This window comes from Paenibacillus sp. FSL P4-0113 (assembly GCF_038009305.1).
Taxonomy (GTDB): domain Bacteria; phylum Bacillota; class Bacilli; order Paenibacillales; family Paenibacillaceae; genus Paenibacillus; species Paenibacillus polymyxa_D.
This window is the reverse complement of the sequence record NZ_JBBPAZ010000001.1, coordinates 496299-521100: the sequence shown is the minus strand read 5'-3', so window position 1 is coordinate 521100 and position 24802 is coordinate 496299. Positions and strand designations below refer to the sequence as shown.

The following is a 24802-nucleotide window of genomic DNA, read 5'->3' as shown; positions in this document are numbered from 1 at the left end:
TGAAGTATGGTGCTCCTGCGTCTGCATAGAAATTCAGCTTCTAGAGACAATAAGCTTAATGAGCCGGATCAGTTCTTTGGCATCCTGTTCGTCTAACTTTCGAAGAACATTCTCGGTCCATGTGATTCCTTCCTTATGCCTATCAATCATAAATTGCTTACCTGAATCCGTAATGAATACAATCACCTTACGTTTGTCATTGACATCAGTACGCCGTACAACTAGTCCTTTCTTCTCAAGGCTCTTCAGTGCCGTTGCTACTCGTCCCGTACTGACGGACAAGTATTCGCTCAAGTGGCCAGAGGTAACCCCGTCCTTATTGAAATTCAGACAAATGAGAATCCCCATTTCGCCACGTGAGAAGTGCCCTCGTTCCTCTAATGCTGGTTTCCGCGATTTGACGATATACTCGAATAGTTCTGTCGCTAATGCTTTATAATCCAATGGTCACAACACCTTCTCGCTAATACCTTATAGTATGAGATAATTAATCTTATAGTATAAGATAATAATAATGTTGGGTTACAAAGTCAATTAGAGAAAATATGGAATACAAAAAATCCTCCGTAACCAGCTTGTATTTTCACCAAATTTTCCACACAAAAAGTTCAATGGAAATGCCAAAAACTCGAGGAGTGGTTTGCAAGGCTTTTACCAACCTTCACTTCTAACATTGGAAGCTACATTGCATTGTAACGTCCATGGTATGAATAACCATCTTATAGTGCCACATATCACAACACCTAAGAGCTAAAACCGAATCTCATCTTATGTATCTTCCTCTGACATGCTCTCTGTGGTCGCATAGTTCATTGAATTAGACCTTCTGTAGAGTACCTTGATAGAGTACTTTACAAAAGGTCTAAAGGACGTACTTTTTTCGCTTAATCGACCATTTCCATTTCAAAGTCTTTTATCGTTGCATTCGGTCTTAAAATCTTTTCCTGGTCAAATATAGCTAGCGGTTCACCACCATTTTAACTTTGACAGGCCAATTATGATTAGCAAGAGCTCAGTCTTAGAACCCTGTAGTATACTGTGTAGGGATTGCAGTTTCTTTTTTCAATTTTGATGCGGCTTCCAGTGACCAATAAGGATTTCTCAACATCCCTCTACCCACAGCAACCAGATCGGCCTCTTCATTTCCGATAACTGCATTCGCCAATATTGGATCTTCTAGTCTTCCAACGGCCATCACCGGAATATCCAAAGCTTCTTTGATCTCTTTTGCTAAGGGGACTTGATACGCTGCGTGAGTTCCTGGTCTGCCCCATGCAGCTATAGGTCCCTCACCACCAGATGAAATATCAAACATATCTACTCCTGCCTTTTGATATTCCTTGGCAAAAGCAATGGTTTCCTTAATACCATATCCACCTTCTACGTATTCTTTGGCAGAAATACGCATCAAGAGCGGCATATCTTCTGGCATTTCACCCTTCGCTGCCTGGATGATTTCCCGACCAAAAAGGGTAAGTTCTTTACCATATTCATCTTCCCGTTTGTTCGTAAGCGGCGAATGAAATTGATGAATCAAATAGCCATGTGCACCATGAATTTCAATGCTGTCGAATCCAGCCTTGACAGCGCGAGCTACAGCAGCACGAAATTTCTCAACCAGGCCTTTAACCTCTTCTGTTGTAAGCGCGCGAGGTTGTTTTGAATTTTCATCAAATGCAATAGCAGATGGTGCTACAGGAACTTCAGCATCTTCCGCCTTGCGTCCGGCATGCGCGATCTGGATTCCCACTTTGGCACCGTAGCTATGACAAGCATCTACAATCCGTTTGAGAGCAGGAATCTGCTCATCTGACCATAAACCAAGATCAAAATCGGAGATACGACCATCCGGCTCTACATCTGTCATTTCAATTATGATAAAACCAGCTCCGCCTACTGCACGGCTAACGTAGTGCATATAATGCCAATCTGTGGCAACCCCGTCCTTTTGGTCAACCGAGTATTGGCACATTGGAGGCATAACTACGCGATTTTTCAATTCCAAACCTTTAATTGTATAGGGACTAAATAAATCTTTCATGTGAGAAAGACTCCTCTCTGAGTTATATTAGGAAATACAACAACAAAATGCATGCACACGCATATATACTAACATGTTTGTTTCATTTGTCAACTCTAAGCATGATTTCAGACTCTTCAAAGTAAGATTACGTCATTTACTCGTTTGTTATAGTAAGCTACTTCTTCGTCTATATCGCAAAACCGGCATTGCCTGACCACGTAGTCATCGGAGCCATACGCTATTCTTCATAGTGATCCCGCTTTTCAAATTAATTAATGCACATTTTGATTGCTTATTTTTCAAAAAAATACGTGGATGATTTGAATAAACTGTGAGCGCTTCTGGTTTCCACTAGGAAGCGCTCGTACTGTATATTAATTTTTGATGTGGAGGAAAATCTACATTCTCATGCTCTCCATAAAAAAGCTCAATGCGTTGGACACCCACTTCTTGGGATGAAGAACAAGCTGAATTTCCAGCTTGAACTCGGCATGCTCAAAGGGTAACACCTTCAGCTCTTCCCGTTCAATCTCCTCCAGCGCAGCCATTAGAGGTAGAATGGATATACCCTCTCCAGTCTTGATGCTCCGTTTGATCGCTTCCGGATTACCCAGCTCTAGGCTTACGCGATAGGTGATTCCATTTGCTCGAAGCACTCTCTCCAGCAGTTGTCTGTAGTTGCACGTATGCTCGGGCATAATCCACTCCGCATTCACCAGATCATCCAGGCCGATTCGCTCTTTAGCGATAAGCGGATGGTTGGGATGGACAATCAGCACAAGCGGTTCTTCTCGAATCGTAATCCACTGCAAGGCCGGATTGCTTGAATCGTCCGCGAGGATCAGTCCAACATCGGCCTCCCCTTCCCTGACCTGGTGCAAAATCATCTCTTCGCGATCCGTATGCAATCGTATGTTCAGATCAGGGTATTCTTTGCGAGTCGCCTGCATAAACGGCGGCAGAAAATACGAAGCGATGGAATCCATAGTACCGATCGTCATAGAGCCGCCGCCCTGCTTGGCCAATTTTTCTTTCGATTGCTCGAAAAGCTCCAGCATTTGTCCAGCAAGCTTGAACAGTTCTTCCCCGGCAGAGGTAAGACGAATCTTGTTGTTGCTGTAGCGTTCGAACAATTTGACTTGATACGTTTTCTCCAGCTTCTGAATCTGGGTCGTGACGCTGGATTGTGCGTAACCGAGCACTTCTGCTGCTCTCGTAAAGCTTTCACGAATAGCAACTTCCCGAAATGTCTGAAGATAAATGAAATCCATTCTGGCCACCCCATCAAAAATTTTGATTAGAATCATCGCTTATTATAGATAACTCCGATGCTGTCTCCTATGTTACATTAGATTTAATTCAACGGGAAGGGATAACTGATGATGATGATGAACGAACAACATATTCATGGGATTTTCATACCGCTGATTACACCTTTTACGCGTGACTATAAGTTGGACATCAATTCGTACCGGAAGTATGTTACCTATCTTGCAGGTCATGACATTCAGGGACTGGTTGTTAACGGTACGACAGGAGAGTCGCCAACCGTATCCTGGGATGAAGTGAAGCAAATGGTACAGGTGACGCAGGATGTTCTGAAGAGCATGAACAAAACCATTCCGATCGTCATTGGCACGGGAACGAACGATACCTATTCAACGGTGCATCGGACGGAAATGGCGGCTGAATTAGGAGCGGATGCAGCCATGGTGGTCACTCCGTATTACAACCGACCGACGCAGGAAGGGATCTTGGAGCATTTCCGTGTCGTATCTCGTGTAGGCCTGCCTGTGCTTGTATATGAGATTCCGGTTCGCACGGGCAGTCGCATGACAATAGATACCATACGCAAGGTGCTGGACCTGGATGGCGTAATTGGGCTCAAGGACAGCACGGGCGGTCTTGATCTGCTCTTAAAATTGACCCAGTACGAGACCAAGCCTGTCCTCTGCGGAGAGGATGCCTATTTCCATGCCATGCTATGTCAGGGAGCTGCCGGCGGTATGCTTGCATCCGCTCATCTCAATATCCAGAAGTATGTGGATACGTACCAACGTTTTGCAGCTGGCGACATGAACGGGTCGCGAGACAGTTTTAAGCTACTGGAACCGCTGATCCAGCATGTATTTGCAGAGCCAGCCCCGGCCGCGATCAAGTGGTGGCTTACCCAGCAAGAGATTATTGCTGCCGAGCAATTGCGCCTGCCACTTATGCCACTGTCGGATCAGGTGAAGCAAGGTCTCCTGAATTCAATCGTATCCTGATAAATCAGCTTATCTCAGACTACCCAATCATAACGTAGAAGAAGCATCTCCTAGTCAGGAGATGCTTCAATTTTTAGCCGGAACAGGCACCCTTCTGAAAAACGAATTTAAGAAGATACCTTCTATACTAGAACACTATAAGTTACTGGTCTAAAATTGGTGAAGATGAATGTAGCACATAGCAATTTGATGTATGAAGACATGTCTTCTATCGAGCTTAAAATGTCCGAAAGATCATTGCGTTGCTTGATCCCCACCCAACCCTAACTGTCTGTCATCAAGATACATTTTTTGCAAGTCCCTCAATCTGAAAAGCTTACAAGCAATAGCTGGATGGTTGCTAGTAAATCGAGTTGCAGCATTAAGGGAATTCTTTGTGTAAGCGAAATTATTGCAAAAAGAAGCTGCCGATGAATTTCATCGACAGCTCTTCTCTTTTACGCAGTATACTCCTCAATCCTATTCGCTGGACAACTCCTTGAGCGATTTGACTTTACCATGGGGATGCTGTTCTTGCTTTCGTGACTTCCAGGCTGCTTCTTTCCTTTTCTTCTGGTGAGCCATAGCAGATATCCTCCTTTGGAAATTGTGATGTATACTACTTTCTTAAGTTGTCATTTCTCAGCTCTGTTCATTCATAAAACTAAATTCGTTGGTTTTTGGAATAACTCAGGGTGTAATCTGGATAAGCCAACTAGCCTTCTTGGAAGCGAGAAATGTAGCTGCATGTGGAATCGGCCGATAAGGGATTTAGTACATATAACTGCGCCCGCAAGATTGGAAGGAGCGGTAGAAGGCTATTTGTCGGCTGAACCACTATAAACTGTGCTTAATTTCGATGTCGCCCTAATACCATTGGGACCTTCAATAATAATACGACCTTGTTCCGTAAAACTTGTTCCTTCCCAGTCAGTAGCCATATCCAAATAATCGAGACCCGCGCTGTTTCCTTTCCAAGACCATGCTAGATAACCTACCCCCTTTTGCTCAGCGTAACTCATAATGGTAGCCTCATCAACATCACCACTCGTATGCTTGATGCCGAATTCGCCAATCACAAAAGCCAGGTTTTTATTCAGTACATTCTCCATGTTGCTTTTTACTGTAGCAGCATTTCCACCGGCATATTCATACATATGAATAGAGAACATCGTATTTTTTAGCGGATCTGCATTAAAGACTTCTGTTCCGTAGTCAAAAATAGATTGCGGATACTGTCCCCATCCTGCTCCGTCAACCATGATTGTGTTTTTGATGCCGGCATTTCTAAGCTTGGGTATAACAGACTTATAGCCTTGCGCCCAGCCTCCGCCATCCCATGTTCCATACCATTCGTTCGCAATATTGAGGATAACGGTGCTTTCTTTTCCAATGAGTGCACCTTTCATTTCAATCCAGTAATTCGCAATATTATTCAATACAGTAGCGCTATCAGACCCTGTACCATCATGTACTTCAAGGACAACAACCAATTTGTTTTGCTCTGATAAAGTGATTAAATTCTGTAGCTCAGACAGATTGTCTTTTGTCCATTGCTGACCATCCGACAGTACGATTCTGATGGTGTTCGCTCCCGTTCTCGCAATGGCAGGGATCGCTGCTGACTCTTGACCCTTATACCATGTATAAGCGTGATTGATTCCTCTCATTACGAACGGATTTCCGTTGGCATCGTACAGCGTTGTTCCGTTAATATAAAAGCCTGTATTCTCAGAGGTAGCATTTGTCGTCACATTTGTGATATTGCTTGTTGTTGAAACATTCCCTGCCGTATCCCTGGCTTTTACTGTGAAGCTATACGTTGTATTGGCGGTAAGTCCTGTCACCGTATAACTTGTCGTGTCGGTTGAATCGACTAATGTTGTTCCATTATACACATCGTAGCTGGTAACCCCTACATCGTCTGTTGAAGCATCCCATATAAGACTTACCGAAGTGTTTGTTTTGGAAAAGCTTTTCAGGTTCGCTGGTGCCGTTGGTGCTGTCGTATCAGCGGTGGATTCGACAAGCGTAAACTTCCATTTCTGCTGATCATTTCCGTTATCCACCCATTGCTGTACATTTGCCCCATCATTAGTATAACCCCCGATTACATCCAGCGCTTTACCGCTAGATTTAACGAGCAACTTATAATATCCGCCGCCGACGCTAATAATCTTCCACTTTTGATTAGATAAGTCGTTGTCTGTCCATTGCTGCACATTAGCACCATCTTCGAGAGAACCTCCAGCTACTGTTAATGCTTTACCGCTGGATTGCACAATCAGTTTATAGTATCCATCGCCAACGTCGATCACTTTCCATTTCTGCTGGGGTCTGCCGCTGTCCGTCCACTGCTGCACCTTGGCTCCATCGGCAGTGGAGTTTCCTGCTACCTCTAGGTTTTTTCCGCTATGTTGTGCTGTTAGTTTATAAATTTCACCTGAAACAATACTTGTGTCGGATGCGCTAGTGTTCACATCAATCACATTGCTTGCAGCCGACGCGTTCCCAGCAGCATCTCTGGCTTTCACATAAAAGCTGTACGCCATGTTAGCTGTTAAGCCGGTAACGATAAAGGACGTAGACGCACTGGAGCCTATGAGGTTTGATCCGTTGTAGATGTCGTATTCGGCAACCCCTACATTGTCTGTAGATTCCGTCCACTCTAAGCTTACCGTCGTATCAGATATAGAGGAACTAGTCAGGCCGGAGGGCGCTGTTGGAGGTGTGTTATCCCCCGGTTCGTCGGCTGAATGCACTTCGAATTCCCAGAGGGGAATATCCGTAGCCAGTAGCCCTTTCGATGCCGTTCATTCTTACATACCTTGCGTTTGTTGCTTCGAAAGATATCTTCTCGATTCCTCCCTCTCCAGTCGTAGTGGAATAGACGGTAGCCCAATGATCATTATCCGTTGATGTTTGAACTTGGAAGGACTTCGCATAAGCCGCTTCCCAGTTAAGCGTAACCCCATTGATTTCGGTAGTATTGCCGAGATCTACACTTATCCACTGTGGATCTGAATATTGTGAAGACCATCTAGTTAGCGAATTCCCGTCAATCGCAAAATCAGCCGCCTTACTCGAATCTTCGACGGAGCTTGCAGTTGCCGATTTGGTGAGAACAAGGCTTTCGGAAGCGCTCACATTTTTGATCGGCAACAGACTAATAAGCAGACCAAACAAAATCAAACATGTTATGGTTTTTTTCATCTCAAAACCTCCAATTCATATAAATAAACAACTGCTTGATTAGTCCTGTATTATTCATCTTGAAGTTCACTAATTTACCTAAATTGTCTTTTCTAGGTCGACCCTCCCTTCATAGTTTTCTATTCAAATCTTCATCCCAAAGGCTTAATAAAGGCTCCTCCTTTAACCGCTTTCATTTAGAGTTACATCACTTATTTCGCTTCGATTGATTTTCTATATCGTCCTCCAGAGATAAAATTCATCAAAGCGACCTAAAGCATATATATTTTTGTCCTCCAGCACTATTCCTTGATTAATAAAAAGTTTTAAAATCTATTTGAAAAACTCATAACAATGCGCCTGAATCATGCAAATTATTTAATAGCTGTTATTGTAACTCCCTAAAAGAAACGTTTTTTAAAGAGACTATGAGCTAATGATCAATTATTCAGCAAATGAAGCAAGTGAACCGCCTTCCCACATTTCCCACTAATTCAGTGTCAAACCATCATTATAAAGATTATAGGCACCTTTGAAGGCTTACTATAAATTTTATCCAAAACAAAAAAGCCGCCAAAATGGCGACTTCTTATGCGTATATATTGTTGTCTCTCCTTGCAGTGCTGATGATGTTAACCAAGCCATAGTGAACAAAATAGCCTATACTTAACACACTCCATTCCAGTCATCCCCTTTGTCCAAACGCTCTCTAGGCTCTAACCTCACTTCTGGCAATCCTGGATAAACAGGCATTTCTTCATATATTGGGTAACCGATTTCAACGTACTTTTACATAATAAGACGTCTGTAATTAGTTTTAAGATCCATTATAGGGGATATTCGCCTAATGTGCAGCTTCCGAAAAGTACAAGCGGAGTAGAACCAGACAAACTGTAAGCAGATCATTGTTCTCTTATAATCCGTGTATGAACTTAGTTATTTAATATAGGTATCTCTCCAAGCAGATTTTTTAAATTAATAGAATCCCACGGCATATGCTCCGTTATACCTAAGCCAACTACATCTGTTTCTTCAGATAGTTCTCTAATCAGATTAAGTAGTTGGGGCATTTGCATTGTTCCCGCAGGAGAATAATTATAAGGTGCTTCAGGGTTGGCGAATATTAAAGAACGAAATGTTTTTGGGTCAAGCACATCTAAATCAAGGTGAATAGCCAGATGCTTAATGCCACTTTCTTTAATCCACTCTTTTATAGATTCAGTACTGTTTGTTAACTCTTGGGCTTCTGCAGTTCTAATCCCTAGTCTTTGAATCACTTCTGTATCTGGTTCTGTTGGTGCTATACCTAGTCTTTGAAACGCTTCTGAAATCACTTCTATTTCTTGCTCTGTAGGAGTTGCTAATCCTGCGATAAAAACATTTTCTGGTTTTAGAGGGATTTTCACATGCTTTGCGAATTCCTCATCTCCTTCTCCCAACAGATTTCCGAGCGGTAATGTATGTCCGTTATCATAGCCTACATATCTAACTAAATCACTGTGAGCATCGATCCAAATTAAACCTAATTCCCCACCATATCGTTCGTTTAAATAGGCAAATGGAGCTTGTTCCACTAAGCAGTCACCACCAAACATTACAATGCGATCTGGCTTATGAGCATCAATGATATGCTGAGCAGCCTCTAATTGTTCAAGTAGCTGTGTTCTCCCATTCATACCGTTTTCGTTTTCAAGTGGAGTTCCATCATAAGCTTGAACTGGAACATGAATAAGGGGTTGATCATTATCCGGAGCTAGCCAAGCAAGCAGTTCGGCTCCAAAAGAGTAATTAGGATTGTTTCCCCCTTGCCATTGTGGCATTAACAGGCGTATTGTTTTTTTAGTCATGTTATTCTCTCCTTTACTTCAAAAGTAAGGTTAGTATAAACTGAACACAAATAAAAACGTAGTACGCACTATTTTGATAGGTACTACCCGAAAGGATATTGTAACCATGAGTATGGCTGAATTTAAAGGTAAAGTTAAAAATATTCAAGATACACCTTTTGGTTATACAGTTTCATTGATTGGTGGTAAATGGAAAATGGTTATTATTTATCTCCTAGCCGAAAACCGGACCGTTCGCTTTAATGATCTGAAAAGACAGATAGGGGCTATTACTTATAAAACATTGAGTTCACAACTAAAAGAATTGGAAGCGGATGGTCTGGTAAATCGAAAAGAATATCCGCAAATTCCTCCTAAAGTCGAGTACAGTCTCACAGATAAAGCAGAAACGCTATTACCTGTTTTGGAAGGGTTATGTGAGTGGGGAACAAAAAATCAAAATAGTTAAATCCAGTTTTCTACTAAAAAGCCTATATGCGAAAAGTATGCTGAAGATGCCGCATTCCTTATTCTCCAACGGAAGAGACAGCATACAGCCGTTCTGCAAATACTATTATCTTAATTATCGCTTCAAGCCAGATTTATCTCCCGAATCACTTCAAGCGGAACCTTCGGTTTTCGGTCTTCCGTCAACAACCCGTTGACTTCCTGCTGTACATCGGTCACCTGTGTATAGCAATAGCCCGAGAGATAGGGGGTCGCTTTAATTGCTCCGGTGATTGCACGGAAACGTTCGATAGAAGCTTCGACTGAATAAAGGAAATGATGTTGTTTACGATGCTTTCCTTTTCCTGATATCGCCCCAAAAACTCTTCGCCCGTTTCCACATAATCATGAAGAGTTAAAAATATCCGAGACCCTATGCTCCCATCCGTCATTGGTAACCACCGGACGATACGGATCAATAGTCTTCGTCAGATGATAAATGGTTTGCGTGAACTACTGCTGCCTTACATCATGTTCAATGGTCGATATGCCACACGATTCATTGAACGGGCCCAAGTTATGATACTTGGATGATTGTACTGCTGCGGTACGATTTCCAGCCATTCCTTGTAAAGCGGCTAACCGCCTGATCATTGAACTCAAAGGTCGACGCCATTTCCGACCAGACGAGCATGCCTTTCACATCACACCAATATAAAAAGCGTCAATAATATTGTATTAAATTATTAATTTTGTATTAAATACCGATCATGTTCGATTTCTCTGGTTCAAGAACCCATAGGAAAGACAGCGATTATTGAGCCGAACCTTGTACACAAAAACAACATGTTATTCCCTTGCTTAATACAATAAAAAGCCACTGATCTTCGGATTAAGATCAGCGGCTGATGCTCTTTTTATTTTAAACTTTCTTTAATACCCATACTCCATACGGTTCCAATGGTACGGTACCAGTAAGCTTGCTACCGGAAAGGAGATCTTCCGTCTCCACACTCAGTTTAACCTGAGCCGTTTCTCCGCTGTAATTCAATAGAAATACCAGCTCTTCTTGTACATCCGCACGAATAGCAACTTCTACCGTCGAAGGAGCTTGGCACCACCCCGCAAGCGGAGATGCCACCGGCAGCTGTCTTAGAAGCTCAGCCGCTATCGGTAAGTCAAAAGCTGCGCCCCAATAGTAGACCAGTCCCTCGCCAACACGATTGACGGTCAAGGCCGGTTTTCCTTCATAGTAGCTTGATGCGTACTCTGCAAGTACTTCTACCGTATCAGCATGAACATTCAAAATGTCGTTGAAGTCTGGAGCCCAAAAATCAAGGGCTTGTTCCTTAAACCGCACCGATACAGGTGATGCCGTCCCATTTACCATCGTAAAGTCCTCTACATGAACGCCACTCATTTCGGCTGCAGGCCCTGGGAGTAGCTGCATACGGCAGTGACCAAACTCGTTCTTATAACCGGTGCGGCAACCGAAGATCAGGATGCCCCCATCCTCTACATACTTCTGCAACATAGCTGCTGTACTGTCTCTTAGGATCGCCGGATGCGTGTATACCAACACCTTGTAATTTCCCAGTTCCCGCAGCTGCTCTGATTCCATACCCGGACGGATTGTAACCATATCCGAAGGTATATGTCCATACTGCAGTGCCTTGTACCAGCCGAGCTCACTTTGCTTTGTCAAGGGACCATACCATTTATCCAACTCGCCATCCCACTCGTTATCATAATCGCGAAGTAGAGCAACTTCTGCCACGTAGCGTTTGCCAAGAATCCGTCCTCCAACCTTTTGCAGCTCCTTTCCGACGCGGCCTGCTTCTGCGACCCGACGATTCGGCTGATTGTGATAATCATTAATTCCATGCCAGTACATTTCTGTACCAAACGTTGCCGTTCTCCAGCGGAAATACAAAATCATGTCTGCCCCGTGAGCAATGCTTTGGTAGGTCCACAATCGCATCTGCCCCGGACGCGGGGATGGCATCTCCATCCTGTTCACCCATCCTCCCGGACCGGATTGCTGCTCCATCACGCAGAAATTTGGTGACATCCCTCTGACGTTACTTAAAGAAAGCCCCCACTTGCGATCCAGCAATGGCATCTCCCCTTGGTCCGGATAAATGGTACTGAATTGAGGGTAAGAATCGTACGAGAAAAAATCAAGTAATTGATCCGTCATCCTATGACTATCCAAATGCCCGAATACACCGTTGGTTGTCACCCACTGATTAGGCGCCACTGACCGAAGGATGTCCACTTGTAGTTTGGCAAACGAAATGGTGTTATCGGATATAAACCGTTTCTCGTCCAAAGACTGATGAGGGTTCGTTGACCCGGATACGGTTGGACGAGTTAGATGAACCTGCTTCCAGCTGTCATAAGTTTGATTCCAGAATACAGTACCCCAGGTCTTATTGAGTTGCTCCAACGTACCGTATTTTTCCTCTAGCCAGCATCGGAAGGCCTGATGATCTGCCTCGGCATAAAAAACATTTATCTCGCAGTTCAGCTCATTATCAATTTGCCAACCCATGATGGCCGGATGATCTTTGTAATGTTGTGCCATCTCTCTTGTAATACGTGCGCAAAGCTCCAAATAAATGGGACTACTGTAGTTATAATGCCGACGCTGACCATGTTGGAACGTGACCCCCTCCATAGACACATTCAGCACCTCTGGATACTTATAAGTAAGCCATGCCGGAGGCGTAGCTGTTGGTGTGCCCATGATCACTTGAATCCCGATCGCGTCTGCCTGCTCCAAGAAACGGTCAAACAGCGTGAAGTCGAACTTTCCTTCCTCCGGCTCGAAGATCGACCAAGCAAATTCCCCAATCCGAATGACGCTGAAGCCCAGTTCCTTCATTCTTATGAGATCGTCCGACCACAACGATTCGTCCCAGTGTTCAGGATAATAACAAGCTCCCAAATGAAAGCGATCTAAAGATAAGGATTTCGGCATGCTCCAATTCTCCTTCAGTAGAAGTGATAGTACAAAAATGTGATTCTCTTATAATTGTATCTATTGTAATATAGGAATAAAAGGATTAGAATAACTCGATTTTGCTAAATGAATTACTTTTTTGCTAACTTACTCAAGGAGATGGATACATGATTAAAATAGATTGTTATCTTCCTTCACCCATTCTAAATAAAGGTATACTGTTTCCCGAATCGTTAGGGCATTACAAGAATTTCCCCAATCATGGGGAGCGAAGGAATGCAGGATTACTGATAGAATACAATTTACATATCATTTTTGCAGGCAAAGGCGCTATTGTGCATGATGGGAAGGAAATCGAGCTTACTCCTGGCATGGGCTTTCTTTTCGGCAAGCATACGACACAGCAATATCGAACTAAACCCGAGGATCCCTGGGATGTCCGATGGATTCATTTTGACGGGCAAGATGTAGATTCGCTATTACAAGGCCGAAGCATGCACGAACCGTATCTGTTCTCGCTCCACCGGCCAGAACGTTTAAAACCGCTGATGGAAGAAATGTTGCAACTTGCCCAAGCTTACCGTCACGACTATGATGTACGGATCTCTTCCCTGCTTTATGAAATTCTTCTGGAGATCGTCCACCATTCCAACCAAATTTTCGGGACCTCTCCCGGCGGCACCGTCCATGAGAGGATTCGTCATACGGCGGAATATATTCGTATGCAATGTCAGAACATGCTCGATTTGAAGACAATGGCTGCGACGTCAGGTTATAGCTCCTTTCATTTTAGCCGGCTCTTCCATCAGATCATGGGCAGTACCCCAGCTCAATATTTACTCCAATGCCGAATAACGCTGGCTAAACAGCTCCTTGTATCCACGGCACTCACTGTAAAGCAGATTGCACTGGAATCTGGTTTTCATCAAAGCAGCTATTTTATCAAGAGGTTTCGGGAGCAAACAGGTATCACACCGGAGCAGTTTCGTCAGCTAAGAAGGATGGGTTAGTCAATGCAAGAACTCCTTTAATAGCTAGGCAGGTGTGTAGGCAGCGTACAAATCGAAAACACAAATTTTGTAGTTGAATAAAGAATAAGCGGCCGCTTAGGACGTTTGATTAACATGTCCTACGCTACCGCTTCTGTTAATGTATTTTTTATTTCGCTTATATTATGGGATTATATTGTCTGTTTGGATATCGCTCCGAAATATTCTACAACTACCTCACGGAATTCCAAAGCAGCCCGCGAAATATACCGACTTCTGTGCCATAATAAAGCGATCTCCCGTACCAATTCGTGATTTTCTACTTGGAGATATTTAAGATGTTCCCGTGAATTCCTTGCCGTGCTTGGTATGAAGGCTATGCCAATTTCAGCTTCCACAAGCGTACTAAGCCTTGCAGGTTCATCCCCCTCATACACATATTTAGGTACGAAACCTTCCGATTTGCATACAGAGTCCACTAAATCGCGAGTACCGTAGCCTCTCTTTACACCGACAAACCATTCATCCCTTAGATCTTTCAACGTTACACTGCTTCGATCTGCCAACCGATGCCCCTTTGGAACAGCTACAAGGATTGGGTCGATAAACACGATTTGGCATTCGATGTCATCTCCCTCTATTGGAGGTGAGGACAAGCAAAAATCGACCTCGCCTCTATGAAGAAGCGTTACCATTTCCTGCGTAGTCAGCATTTGCACATGAAATTGAATATAGGGTCGCTTTTTCCGAAACTCTCGCAGGATATTGGGTAATGTGCTAGCGGTGGTCACCGCCAATTCGAGAGTGCCATGTTCCGGGCTGGATAAATCACTAAGCTCCTGCTTCCCCTGCTCCAATTCAAATAAAGCCCTCTCTGCTCGATGAAGGAATCTGCTTCCGAACTCATTCAATCGCAGTTTCCTCCCTGTTCGATCGAATAGAGGAACCCCCAGATCTTCCTCCAGGCGTTGAATCGTTTTGCTCAGCGACGATTGAGTAACGTGCAGACTTCGTGCAGCTTCGGTCACATGTTCCAAACGAGCTACCGTCAGAAAATATTGCAGTTGAAGAAGTTCCATTATGCCCTCCATTCATTCCCTCAAGTCAATGAGATTATAACATCAAATGCGTTGGAATAAATAATCGATTTCAAGTACGATGACATTAATTCGCTATGGGGGGACCAGAAATGAGCGTTCGCAGCTGGTGGTTAATGATTTCAGTTGGTCTAGGGATACTATTGAACCCATTAAATTCTTCGATGGTTTCAGTTGCTATTCCAAGTCTACAAAATGTGTTCCATCTTGACTTTACAGGTGTTTCCTGGATTATTTTTTCTTTCTACATTGCAAGTAGCATCGCTCAACCTGTCATGGGTAAGGCCAGCGATTTATTTGGTCGTAGGAAGATATTCCTTACCGGGCTTGTTGTAGCCTTCATTGCATCATTATTAGCTCCATTATCACTAAATTTCGGGTGGCTCATCATGTTCCGCATTGTGCAATCCATCGGAACAAGCATGATGGTTGGAGTTGGAATGGCTATTGTTCGAATTCATATTACAGAGAAACAAGCAACTGCGTTGTCTGTTTTGTCCATATTCCTATCTGGAGCAGCAGCAATTGGCCCCTTTATTGGCGGGGTGTTGATTCATTGGTGGAATTGGCCTGCTATCTTTTTCATCAATATTCCGTTTGTGGTGGCCAGCTTTGTATTGGCTTGGAGGAATATTCCTAAGGACGAACTGCCAACATCCGTAGCACGCAACATGTCTTTTCGTAAATGGTTTGATTTGATTGATGCAACAGGGATTCTGCTCTTCACATTGGGTCTGGTTGCCCTGCTCGTTGGGTTACTCTCGGCAAAATCATCTGGGCATATCTCATTAGGAAATGTCATTGTCGGGCTGATAGGCTTCGTTGCGCTGGGGGCATTCGTACGACATGAGTTAAAAGCGACATCACCCTTCATTCCTTTACGCACATTCGCCAGTTACCCTGCGATGATTTGGATTAATGTCGAATTCATGCTCGTTAACGTACTATATTACTCGCTCTTTTTCGGGCTTCCGTCCTACTTGCAAATGGTACGTCATGTCAGCGAATTCCAAACAGGCATTCTCATGCTAAGCTTAGGCTTGTGCTCGCTAATTACTTCTCCCATTGCAGGACAATGGATCGATAAATCAGGACCCAGACCGGCATTGCTGGTGTCCGCAATTCTGATGACATTGGGGTCAGTGTGGCTGGTGACATTGAATCCAAATTCACCGGTTATCAGCGTGTGTTTGGCTTTAGCTGCATTCGGTATTAGCAACGGTTTGAACAATGTAGGTATGCAAGCAGCCCTGTTTCAAAGTTCTCCAAAAGAAATAATCGGTGTAGCATCCGGATTATTTAGCACATCAAGATATCTGGGAACTATTATCTCTTCATTATTGATAGGTATCGTAATGGGAGGTACATTTAGCTTCAAGGGATTTCAAATGCTTGGGATTATCCTCACGGTAATTGCATTGTCTTTGGTATTCATAAGTCGGCGGCACCAGAAGTCAGCGCAATTGCATGAGTCATAGGTTCACCAAGTTCATATCTCAAACCAATGCGTGGCACGGATCATCATGAATCAAATGTCATTTATCTGGCGTAAAGATGGTGTCTCCCCTCAAAATGGAAGGCTTTACGCAGGATGGTGGAAAGAAAGTTTATAAATAAACACTAGATAATCTAGGTACATCACATAAATCGAAGAAGGGAAGAATCCGAAAGAAAGAATAACATTTCCCCAGCTTTTGATATACTGGGAAAACTCTAGTAGCTTCAGGATTTTAATAAAAAGGAAGCTTTTTTGTTCGATTGAAAATTGGACAATCAAACAGGAAAACTTCCTCAACACATATTTAAATGATATTTTATTCGTCGTTTACATTAGTTAATCACAGTACATCACTATAATCTTTTAACTTCTTGGATACGAATCAGTCGTTTCTTGGTATTCTATCGGACAATACAACGTTTGATTTAATGTTTTTGGCTTAAAGATGGTTACAACAAAAAACGCCAATTTGGCGACTTTTTATACATAGTTGTTGTCCTTCGACAGTAATGAACGGTCAGGCGTCGCCATAGATATGTAACTAAGTAAGTAGAAAACTCCAAAGCAGTTCATCTCCTTATTCAGTTTCTTTGATGGCTACAATGCGCAAGCGGCTAGTGCCTATCATCCACTGACCACCTTGATCAAGGTTTGACTTAACTTTTGCCTCGATGGCGCGGTAGGTCGACCCTTTATCAGCAGATGTAACGTGATTCGCCCTCCCATTTCGTACTAAAAAACCGCTGATTTGTTCAGATCAGCGGTTTGAAATCTCAATTTTCCCACATATTCATCAACATACTTTTAGATTTGTTTATTTTCTGAATTCGGCTTATCAAAACCTAACAGCACTACCCTTTGAGGTGTAAATTAAGCCATTTGTTGAATCTTTTTTTGCTTTTATCTGATCATCATTGATCTAAAAATCACTTCGTTGTGGCCTCGTACAAACGCTGTAAAATGGTAACAGCTTCAGCCCGTGTGACTAGCGCTTTTGGGTGAAGGTATCCTTCATTAGCGGTAAGGACCCCCATCTTGGTTAGGGTGTAGAATGCTTCTGCCTTTTGATCCTGGGAATCTCCATCATAGGAGTACTCTTCTCCAGTCTTGTCGATGTACAGCACCGGATAGTAGGCCGAGAAATTATCATTGTAATTGGCTTGACGAACTTTCATATCCTTGTACTGCGCAGCTGCGGAGATCACTTCCTCAATCTCAGGATGAAGCGTCTGATTGGTATAATTCATCCGAAGAGAGGCAATCATCATCACATCCCAGCGGGTCAGTGGTTTGTCAGGCTTGACATAGAATTGATAGTTTGGATATTTCCCCCCAACACTTTCAGCATACGGCCAAACATAGTCCCCGTTGAATATTGCTGCAAAATCTTTATTCGCCCAGTGTTTACGCGCATCCACAAAATCGGAAGATTCGCCGGAAGAACGATCAATTTCTAGAAAAAGCTTGTGAAACATATGTACAAATTCCGCTTTCGTTATGGTTTTGCTTGGCTTGAAGGTCCCATCTTCATAGCCCTTGACAATGCCCTTATCGACCATGGAACGAATTGATTCGGCAGCCCATTCATATTTTGTTCCTTCCACATCAGAAAACGTGTTTGCCGCGAAGGCAGATTGACCGAAAAACAGTGTCGTCGCAACCAACGGGGCGATAAGCCATTTCTTTTTCAACATCTCTTTCCACTTCCTTTAGGTAAAATTTATGTATAAAATAGTTCTCTAGACTCAATTTTATATCGGCATTTCAAAAGAAAATGATGATATTAATGAGAAAATAGCGTTGAACTATCGTTCTCAGTTACTTTAGCGAACTTCACCCTCCAGTATTCGCATTCTTTTCTGCTAAACCCCTCCTACTTTCTTCATTTGATATTTCCAATAAAGCAATTCTTCATCCTTGTGACAAATTTGAAATCCTAACTTCAATAACAAATTCTTAGAGCTGATATTGTCAGGTACGCATCTTGCCGTTATGATTTGGACTTCTTCATGATTTAATGACCACTCTATTATTTTTTGAGCGACTTCATAGCAATAGCCTTTGCGGCGATGGCTTTCATTCGTTGCAAAACCGATCTCAATCATACCGTTCTGGTCAGGATCTCCTAAAAAACCAATCCCTCCAACAATTTCTTGGTTATCCTTATCTACAATGATCCAAGAATCAAAACCTCTAGTGCCATTATTTTTATCAGGCCCCGGCCATTCATCACTGGTTTTATAACCCAAAGCTTCAATAGCACCTATATCACGTCGGGCTGCTGCTTCGATTAAATTAAGATCAAGTGTTTTTAATAAGAGCCGATTCGTTTGAAGTTCATATATTGTCCACCTTTCTATTTACTTAGATTGAATCTTTCATTCAAGAAATCTGGTTGTATTTGATCCAATTGGAGTAATTCCCTTCTATCCCACTTTGCTAAAAATTGGAAAAGGGCAGGAATGAACATACGTTATTCCTACCCTCATATCAACTGCTATTTGGGCCACAAAAAAATCCGCGCTGAAACAACACGGATTGGACTCATTATAACAGGTATCCCTAAGGATCTGGTAATATCCGTTGTTCTTAACTAATTCCGAAGCTTTCAAATCCCACCCGTAATACAAAAATTGGGCAGAGAAATAGTAAGTACATGAAAACCCCTTTTTATGGAATTGGATTAGTAAAGAACAGCTCTAGACAATAAAATCTCTCCTTAGTGAATTACCCTTATTATACCAAGGCCAATTTTATCTGCTGACCTTTCACTTGTTACAAAAGCGTTTTCCCAGGTCCTCCGATTTTGACTATATTTTGATACCATTCATCCGGAAAGTAACCATCTGGGATTGCACATCGAATGTAGCCTCCGACCTTTAAATATCTAAAAACATAACTTAGCTGCTTGAACTCCTTCAGCGTAATATGCAACAATAATTTTCATTAATGTGATTAGAATACTCGTTATTGAGTGATAACCCTACAGGCCTTTTCCGCCTAGGGCACGCAGTTTAATAGGCTCCGCTCCGACAATCAACGGTCGGCCGCGTTGTATCGACGCCAGTACCTCTTCGTTCTTAAGACTGGCTGCATGAGCATCTGCATCTTTCCACACTTCGGTCACATACACCGCATTCGGGTCGTCGTCTGACACATTGACTATATACAAATAGCAGTCAGTATTCGACTTCAACAGATCGGCCGCTTCTAGCAAGATGCCTGCAAGAGCATCCCTTTGCCCTGGAAGTGCCATCAACTTTCCATACATAGCAAAATGGTTCATGATCCTCATCCTACCCTCGAGTGAAATTTGACTTCATCTTATCATAATGTTCCGCAATGTCAGCGTAATTTCAGCAAGTTTCTCCACAAACGCTAAAAAATAGTCGGTACCATTCCTCCATCCATACGGATTGGAGAACCTTTAAATGCAGATGCATAAGGGCTACATACAAATGTAGCTAGTCTTCCTATTTCAATAGGCTTGATAAATCGCTGTATTTCAGATTGAGGCAGGTTTGTAACCATAAAATCTTTCTCTTTTTCTGAAAAAGTCATATCTTCATGAGGATACATACTCTCAATTATTTGGTGCACATTCTCAGAGAGCGTTGGTCCCGGCATGATCGTATTGACTGTAACTTCTGTTCCTATTGTTAATTTAGATAAGCTTTTTGACAATGACAACAACATAGATTTTGTCATACCATACTGAGGCATTTGTCCTGAAGGCATAATTGCTTCTTCACTCGCAATAAAAATAAGGCGACCATAATCATTTTTCAACATTTTAGGTAAATAAAATTTTGATAATCCATTTGCAGCAAGAACGTTAGTGCGGAAGTATTTTTCCCATACTTCATCGTCTACGTCCACATATTGCATAATTTCATAAATACCCATATTGTTAACTAAAATATCAATTTCGGGGCATTTTTCAAATAAGGCTTCTCTTTGTCCAATATCCACAATATCGGCTGTAGCATTTTGAGGGGAGGTAGCTGGGAAATCTGACTTAATTTCATTTACAGTTCGTTCTACCTCTTCATAATTTCGTCCATTAATTAGTACATTAACACCTTCTTTGGCTAGTTCAATGGCAATTGCTTTACCTATGCCTTTCGTTGATCCTGTAACTAAAGCTGTTTTATATTTTAATCCCATATCCATAATACACTTCTCCTTTTTTAAAACAATTGTGCTCCGGATAGTGATTATATTATCTTGTCTGGAATGTCCAGTAACTAGCATATTGCGCCAAAGTTCTTGTTTAACACGCCAAATGACAAAACTCATTAGGCAGTCCTAGCGTGCTCCTGATATCGAGTTTGTACCTAAATGTTCAGTCCGCCAATTTGAAGGCGTATCCCCCTCCCATTGGCGGAAGGCGCGGTAAAACGAGTTTTGATCTTCGTACCCAATCAGGAATGCTACCTCTTTAATATCGAGCGAGGGGTCTGCCAAGTACTCTCGTGCCTGCTCATGTCTAGCTTTTGTCAATAGAATCTTGAAGCTCGTATTTTCGTCAGTAAGACGGCGCTGCAAGGTACGATCGCTCATACTGAGCTCCTTCGCCACAGCCTGAATGTCGGGGCGCCCTCTTGTAAGGCTGCGTTTCATGATCCATTTGACCATCTCGGTAATTGAACGGCTGCGCTGCTGTTCATCCAACGATCGGTCCAGAACAGGAGTCAAGATTTCCAGCAACTCTTCGTTGTACGAGACAAAGGGGCGGTCCAGGTCTCTTCGATGTAGCGTCAATCGGTTACATTTTGCACCAATCCGGATACGACAGCCGAAATAAGCTTCAAGGGCTTGTATATCGCCCATGTAGTGCGAAAATTCAACAAGCTGCGCTTTCAAAGGTTGACCTGTGCCCCGGCGCCCAATCTCCAGAAGACAAGCCAGCGTGCTACCAACCAGCATCGGCGGACCAGACTGCTCGGGAGATAGCCACTCCAGATCAATTGTACAGTGCTCGCCCTCCTCCGTGATATGTAGGTTTTCCGGGGGACACAGTTGTTTGTACCGAGCCATTCGGTTTAGAGCGTCGCGATAGTCCCGAGCGTGGTAAGTCGCTAAGACAGTCGGTGGGTACTTTGCTGTATCAAAGACGGTCACAAGCCTGATGATTCCTTGGGCTGTGTCACCAATGAGATCAGAATATGCCTGCCAGATCGCGAAATATTGGGCGGTGGTGACTACTGGTTCAGTAATAATGGTGATCGGCAGTCGTGCTTTGCGTGCTACGTCGTGGGCGCCAAACCCTAACTGACATAATCCTGCCCACAATCCTGGCGGGAATTTAATACGCTCAGAGGTATGAGACTTCATATATATGGGCCTCCTTTATATACTTACATATTCATTGGTTTTGGTTGCGATGAGGTCCCTCTTAAGTACACATAAGAATACTCTTAAGTACGTTAAGGTGTCTACATTAATGTAATAAGCTGTGGAAAATGTTACATCATATTGTTATCTGGGCTACTTTCAATCAATGATGAGTGATTTGGCGAATTACTTAATCATGATAAAATTCTGTTAATGCATGAACGACTCATTCTCAACACCAAAAAACACACCCATATGTTTATGAGTGTGTTTTTAAAACCCCAAATCACCGACACTCCTAGGAATGTCATTCCCTTAATACTGATTATTCTAGCTCTTTCATGGATTATTTTATGTTTTCATGGAAGATTTAGAGTGAAATGTGTTGATTTAAGGAGGAAATAGCGGATTTAATTTTTATGTAAAAACATCTTCTTCTCTTTACGTGTAAATTAAACCTATTCGAAATCTCAGCAACTTAAAAATGATCAAGCCATAGAATTCGGTTGTGGAGCGATACCCGCTTGAGTTTTATGGTGGGCAAAACTATTTTGCTCACCATTTCAAAGGTTTACTGATTACTTAAATGCATCCCAAAATTTCATTGAATAAATCTGTTTGGTTCTCTCCAGGTTCCTATATATCTCTCTTATGATGGATCGAAAAATAGAGCAAATCTAAATAGTTCTTCGAATCACGCTTTTGGTTGCTGCCGCCTCAAAAATCGTTTCAATTAGCACCAATACACGGTGTACTTCTTCATTTTTGATCGCAATCTCCGCTTTTCCTTCGATGGTGGAGACAAAGTTCTCATAAAAGCTTTCTGCAGCAGCAGGTATTTTCTCAATCGGGAACTTAAGGGTGGATTCCTCAGACGGCGGCGCCATCGTTTTCGTCAATCCTTGACCTGCTTGAATCGGCTTGGGTTCCACGTGAGCAACATCTGGATTTCGGGTGACGATCTCTCCGCTCAAATCCCAATCTCGAATCACTGCGGTTCCTTCGGTTCCTTTAATATACCAGCGTGGCAGCTTTACGTAATTGGTTGTACCCACTTCAATGACTGCTGTCAGGCCGTCCTTGAACTCAATAAAGCTGGCGAAGCCGTCATCCACTTCAGTCCCCAAAATATAGCTTAGGGTAGCAGCTACGCTTTCTATTTTGCTGTCCGTAATCTGAAGCAGCTGGTCCAACAGATGTACTCCCCAATCCAGTAGCATTCCTCCTCCATACGCCTTTAGTTGCCGCCAGTCACCTGGAATGCCATTAGCTCCCTGAACTCGCGATTCCAGCTGGAAGAGCTCGCCCACGGTCTTATTGCCAATTATATCTTTGATAATTCGGAAGTCTTCATCCCATCGACGGTTCTGATGTACCGTAAACACACGATTTTCTTTCTTTGCCACCTCAACAATATCCAAGAAATCCGCGCTCGTTATCGTAACCGGTTTTTCGCAAATGACATGCTTTCCGGCTTGTAGCGCCTGGATCGCGATTTCCTTATGAACATCATTAGGTGTTGCTATCAAAACAATATCGACGGCCTCATCGGCCAGAACGGCGTCCAGGCTCGCGTAGGTTTTATAGCCGGCAGCCGCAGCCAGTTCCATCCGGTAATCGACAATATCATATACACCGCCAACGGCAAGTTGCTGATTAGATTCGATCAATTGAACATGGTAGCTTCCCATGCCTCCATAACCGATGATGACTACATTGTATATACGATTGTCCATTTTCATCTTCCTCCACTCCTGATTTAAGCCCACCGCCTATCAAGTGGGTGCTCATGTCAATAAATTTCAATGTCCTCGTAACTCACCCTTAACTTCGTCGGATAGCTCTATCATACAAATCTCATGAAAAGCTTTCCTCCTCATTTCTTGCTGTTTTATTCCCGAATATTGTCCTGCGGTATTTCAATGGTGATGTTCCTGTCGCTTCCTTAAAGAGATGATGAAACGTCTTTACACTACTGAACCCTGCCGCCTCTGCGACCTCAGTAATCGGATTGTTTTCATTCAACAAGATCCATTTTGCCTTATTTAGTCTGTAATCATTCAAAAATGCTACAAAGGTCATCCCCGTATTCTTCTTAAACAGCCTGGCGAAATAATAAGGACTGAACCCCATATAATCAGCGACATTCTTCAGCGAGATGGTTTCATGATAATGACATTCCACATACTCAAAAATACGTTCCAGTTTATAAAGAGTGTCCTTGGATTGTGTTAAGGTTCTTTCTGAGAGTTCAGGAAGCCTTGGGGTTATGCTTCTCGGCACTTCACGCATAATAAGAGTCAACATCTCAAACACCTTGGCTTTGATCATATAAGCATGGCCTTCGTGTCGGTTGACGTTCTCATCATAAATGCTTTGAATCAGAGGAAGCATTTTAGCTGCTGTTTCTTCTGGCCAGTTCCAGCTTGATTGCTCCATCTCCGTAAATATATATCTTAGAGGGCGTTTCTGATCACTTAATGTGGAAACCTCTTGAAAAAAGCTCAGATCAAATTGAATAACCACCCGTTCGCTGTCGGGAGAGGCAAGGAAATAATGAACATCACCCCCATTTATAAACTGAACTTCACCTTGTTTCATGCGTATCGAAATATCGTTAATTCCCAGATCCAAGGTTCCCTGGGTCACATAAATAATTTCAATTTCTTTATGCCAATGAGGATAGCAAAGCACGTCGCCTTTATTAATAAAACTCCGGAAAGGAAAATGTCGGTCAAGCTCCGGGATTTCTAAATAAAAATTCATTTTGGTAGACTCCTTTTGCAGTAAAGTTCAAAAAGCCGTGCACATGACTAATGATAATTATGCTGCACTGCATTCCTTTCTTCCCTTCTTCATGCTTCTCCTTCTCAACTAGCGAATAAAATTCCCTCTCCCTTTTGAATTGTAAGCGTTTAACATTCGTTTTTCTACCCTATCAATCATAGTTGCTATGAAGTAAAGCAACTGTTAGGCATCTTTACTAGGTATCCTTACTAACATTATTGCAAACTCAAAGTTATGACTTAATTATGAGCCGTTTGGCGTTCGAGAACAATTTGGACTGATCTTATTCCCTCCTGCCGCTTGCAGTTTCTTTAGATAAAGGTTTCACCTTAACTGGATTAAACATAATTGAAGTTAAATACGTGTAAAATTGTCAAATTATTTTTTTACATTTT

Annotated in this window: 18 protein-coding genes and 2 pseudogenes; 4 read left to right on the top strand and 16 right to left on the bottom strand. The window is 42.7% G+C overall.

Translation table 11 applies throughout. The annotated features are described in order from the left end of the window. Positions 1–33 precede the first annotated feature (33 nt). The 3 genes from MKX46_RS02100 to MKX46_RS02090 form a co-directional block, all read right to left on the bottom strand. Positions 34–444: a MarR family winged helix-turn-helix transcriptional regulator gene (locus tag MKX46_RS02100; RefSeq protein ID WP_069011340.1), complete on the bottom strand. Its 411-nt coding sequence runs from the start codon at positions 442–444 to the stop codon at positions 34–36. Between the two features lie 574 nt (positions 445–1018). After that, positions 1019–2041 (bottom strand): NADH:flavin oxidoreductase/NADH oxidase, encoded by a 1023-nt coding sequence (locus MKX46_RS02095; RefSeq protein WP_029518461.1) that lies wholly within the window; start codon positions 2039–2041, stop codon positions 1019–1021. Positions 2042–2421: 380 nt separating this feature from the next. Further along, positions 2422–3294, bottom strand: coding sequence for a LysR family transcriptional regulator (locus MKX46_RS02090; RefSeq protein ID WP_341070824.1), 873 nt, complete (start codon positions 3292–3294; stop codon positions 2422–2424). Between the two features lie 114 nt (positions 3295–3408). Here MKX46_RS02090 and dapA point away from each other — a divergent pair, with 114 nt between their 5' ends. Beyond that, positions 3409–4290, top strand: a complete 882-nt coding sequence (gene dapA / locus MKX46_RS02085) for a 4-hydroxy-tetrahydrodipicolinate synthase (RefSeq protein WP_165150627.1) — start codon at positions 3409–3411, stop codon at positions 4288–4290. 459 nt (positions 4291–4749) lie between these two features. Here dapA and MKX46_RS02080 read toward each other — a convergent pair whose 3' ends face one another. From MKX46_RS02080 to MKX46_RS02065, 3 genes and pseudogenes are all read right to left on the bottom strand, one after another. Further along, positions 4750–4854, bottom strand: coding sequence for a DUF6254 family protein (locus MKX46_RS02080; RefSeq protein WP_023988604.1), 105 nt, complete (start codon positions 4852–4854; stop codon positions 4750–4752). 233 nt (positions 4855–5087) lie between these two features. Next, positions 5088–7482: pseudogene (locus MKX46_RS02075) on the bottom strand (cellulase family glycosylhydrolase). 911 nt (positions 7483–8393) lie between these two features. Next, positions 8394–9308, bottom strand: coding sequence for an arginase family protein (locus MKX46_RS02065; protein WP_029518465.1), 915 nt, complete (start codon positions 9306–9308; stop codon positions 8394–8396). Between the two features lie 106 nt (positions 9309–9414). Here MKX46_RS02065 and MKX46_RS02060 point away from each other — a divergent pair, with 106 nt between their 5' ends. Next, entirely contained in the window at positions 9415–9756 is a 342-nt protein-coding gene (locus MKX46_RS02060) for a winged helix-turn-helix transcriptional regulator (protein ID WP_029518466.1), read from the top strand. Between the two features lie 122 nt (positions 9757–9878). Here the strand turns inward: MKX46_RS02060 and MKX46_RS02055 are convergent. After that, positions 9879–10458 (bottom strand): annotated as a pseudogene (locus MKX46_RS02055) (glycoside hydrolase family 2 TIM barrel-domain containing protein); the annotation flags it as partial. A gap of 198 nt (positions 10459–10656) precedes the next feature. Further along, positions 10657–12717, bottom strand: a complete 2061-nt coding sequence (locus tag MKX46_RS02050) for a beta-galactosidase (RefSeq protein WP_029518467.1) — start codon at positions 12715–12717, stop codon at positions 10657–10659. 149 nt (positions 12718–12866) lie between these two features. Here MKX46_RS02050 and MKX46_RS02045 point away from each other — a divergent pair, with 149 nt between their 5' ends. Further along, positions 12867–13709 carry a helix-turn-helix transcriptional regulator gene (locus tag MKX46_RS02045; RefSeq protein ID WP_209950340.1) on the top strand — a complete coding sequence of 281 codons (843 nt, stop codon included), beginning with the start codon at positions 12867–12869 and terminating at the stop codon, positions 13707–13709. Between the two features lie 170 nt (positions 13710–13879). On the opposite strand, the gene MKX46_RS02040 is transcribed toward MKX46_RS02045, so the two are convergent. Continuing rightward, positions 13880–14767 (bottom strand): LysR family transcriptional regulator, encoded by an 888-nt coding sequence (locus MKX46_RS02040; RefSeq protein WP_029518469.1) that lies wholly within the window; start codon positions 14765–14767, stop codon positions 13880–13882. A 110-nt stretch (positions 14768–14877) separates the two neighbouring features. Here MKX46_RS02040 and MKX46_RS02035 point away from each other — a divergent pair, with 110 nt between their 5' ends. Then, entirely contained in the window at positions 14878–16263 is a 1386-nt protein-coding gene (locus MKX46_RS02035) for an MFS transporter (protein WP_029518470.1), read from the top strand. A gap of 946 nt (positions 16264–17209) precedes the next feature. On the opposite strand, the gene MKX46_RS02030 is transcribed toward MKX46_RS02035, so the two are convergent. The 7 genes from MKX46_RS02030 to MKX46_RS02000 form a co-directional block, all read right to left on the bottom strand. After that, the gene (locus tag MKX46_RS02030; protein ID WP_318628382.1) at positions 17210–17977 is read right to left on the bottom strand and encodes an S-layer homology domain-containing protein; all 768 of its coding nucleotides are present in this window, start codon (positions 17975–17977) and stop codon (positions 17210–17212) included. Positions 17978–18145: 168 nt separating this feature from the next. Further along, positions 18146–18628 (bottom strand): GNAT family N-acetyltransferase, encoded by a 483-nt coding sequence (locus tag MKX46_RS02025; RefSeq protein WP_318628396.1) that lies wholly within the window; start codon positions 18626–18628, stop codon positions 18146–18148. A gap of 638 nt (positions 18629–19266) precedes the next feature. Next, positions 19267–19569, bottom strand: coding sequence for a putative quinol monooxygenase (locus tag MKX46_RS02020; RefSeq protein ID WP_029518474.1), 303 nt, complete (start codon positions 19567–19569; stop codon positions 19267–19269). A 92-nt stretch (positions 19570–19661) separates the two neighbouring features. Beyond that, positions 19662–20456, bottom strand: coding sequence for an SDR family NAD(P)-dependent oxidoreductase (locus tag MKX46_RS02015; RefSeq protein ID WP_069011331.1), 795 nt, complete (start codon positions 20454–20456; stop codon positions 19662–19664). Positions 20457–20591: 135 nt separating this feature from the next. Then, positions 20592–21620, bottom strand: a complete 1029-nt coding sequence (locus MKX46_RS02010) for a helix-turn-helix transcriptional regulator (protein WP_069011330.1) — start codon at positions 21618–21620, stop codon at positions 20592–20594. Between the two features lie 677 nt (positions 21621–22297). Next, the gene (locus tag MKX46_RS02005; protein WP_039275006.1) at positions 22298–23362 is read right to left on the bottom strand and encodes a Gfo/Idh/MocA family protein; all 1065 of its coding nucleotides are present in this window, start codon (positions 23360–23362) and stop codon (positions 22298–22300) included. Between the two features lie 115 nt (positions 23363–23477). Next, positions 23478–24386, bottom strand: a complete 909-nt coding sequence (locus MKX46_RS02000; protein WP_029518478.1) for an AraC family transcriptional regulator — start codon at positions 24384–24386, stop codon at positions 23478–23480. Between the last annotated feature and the right edge of the window lie 416 nt (positions 24387–24802).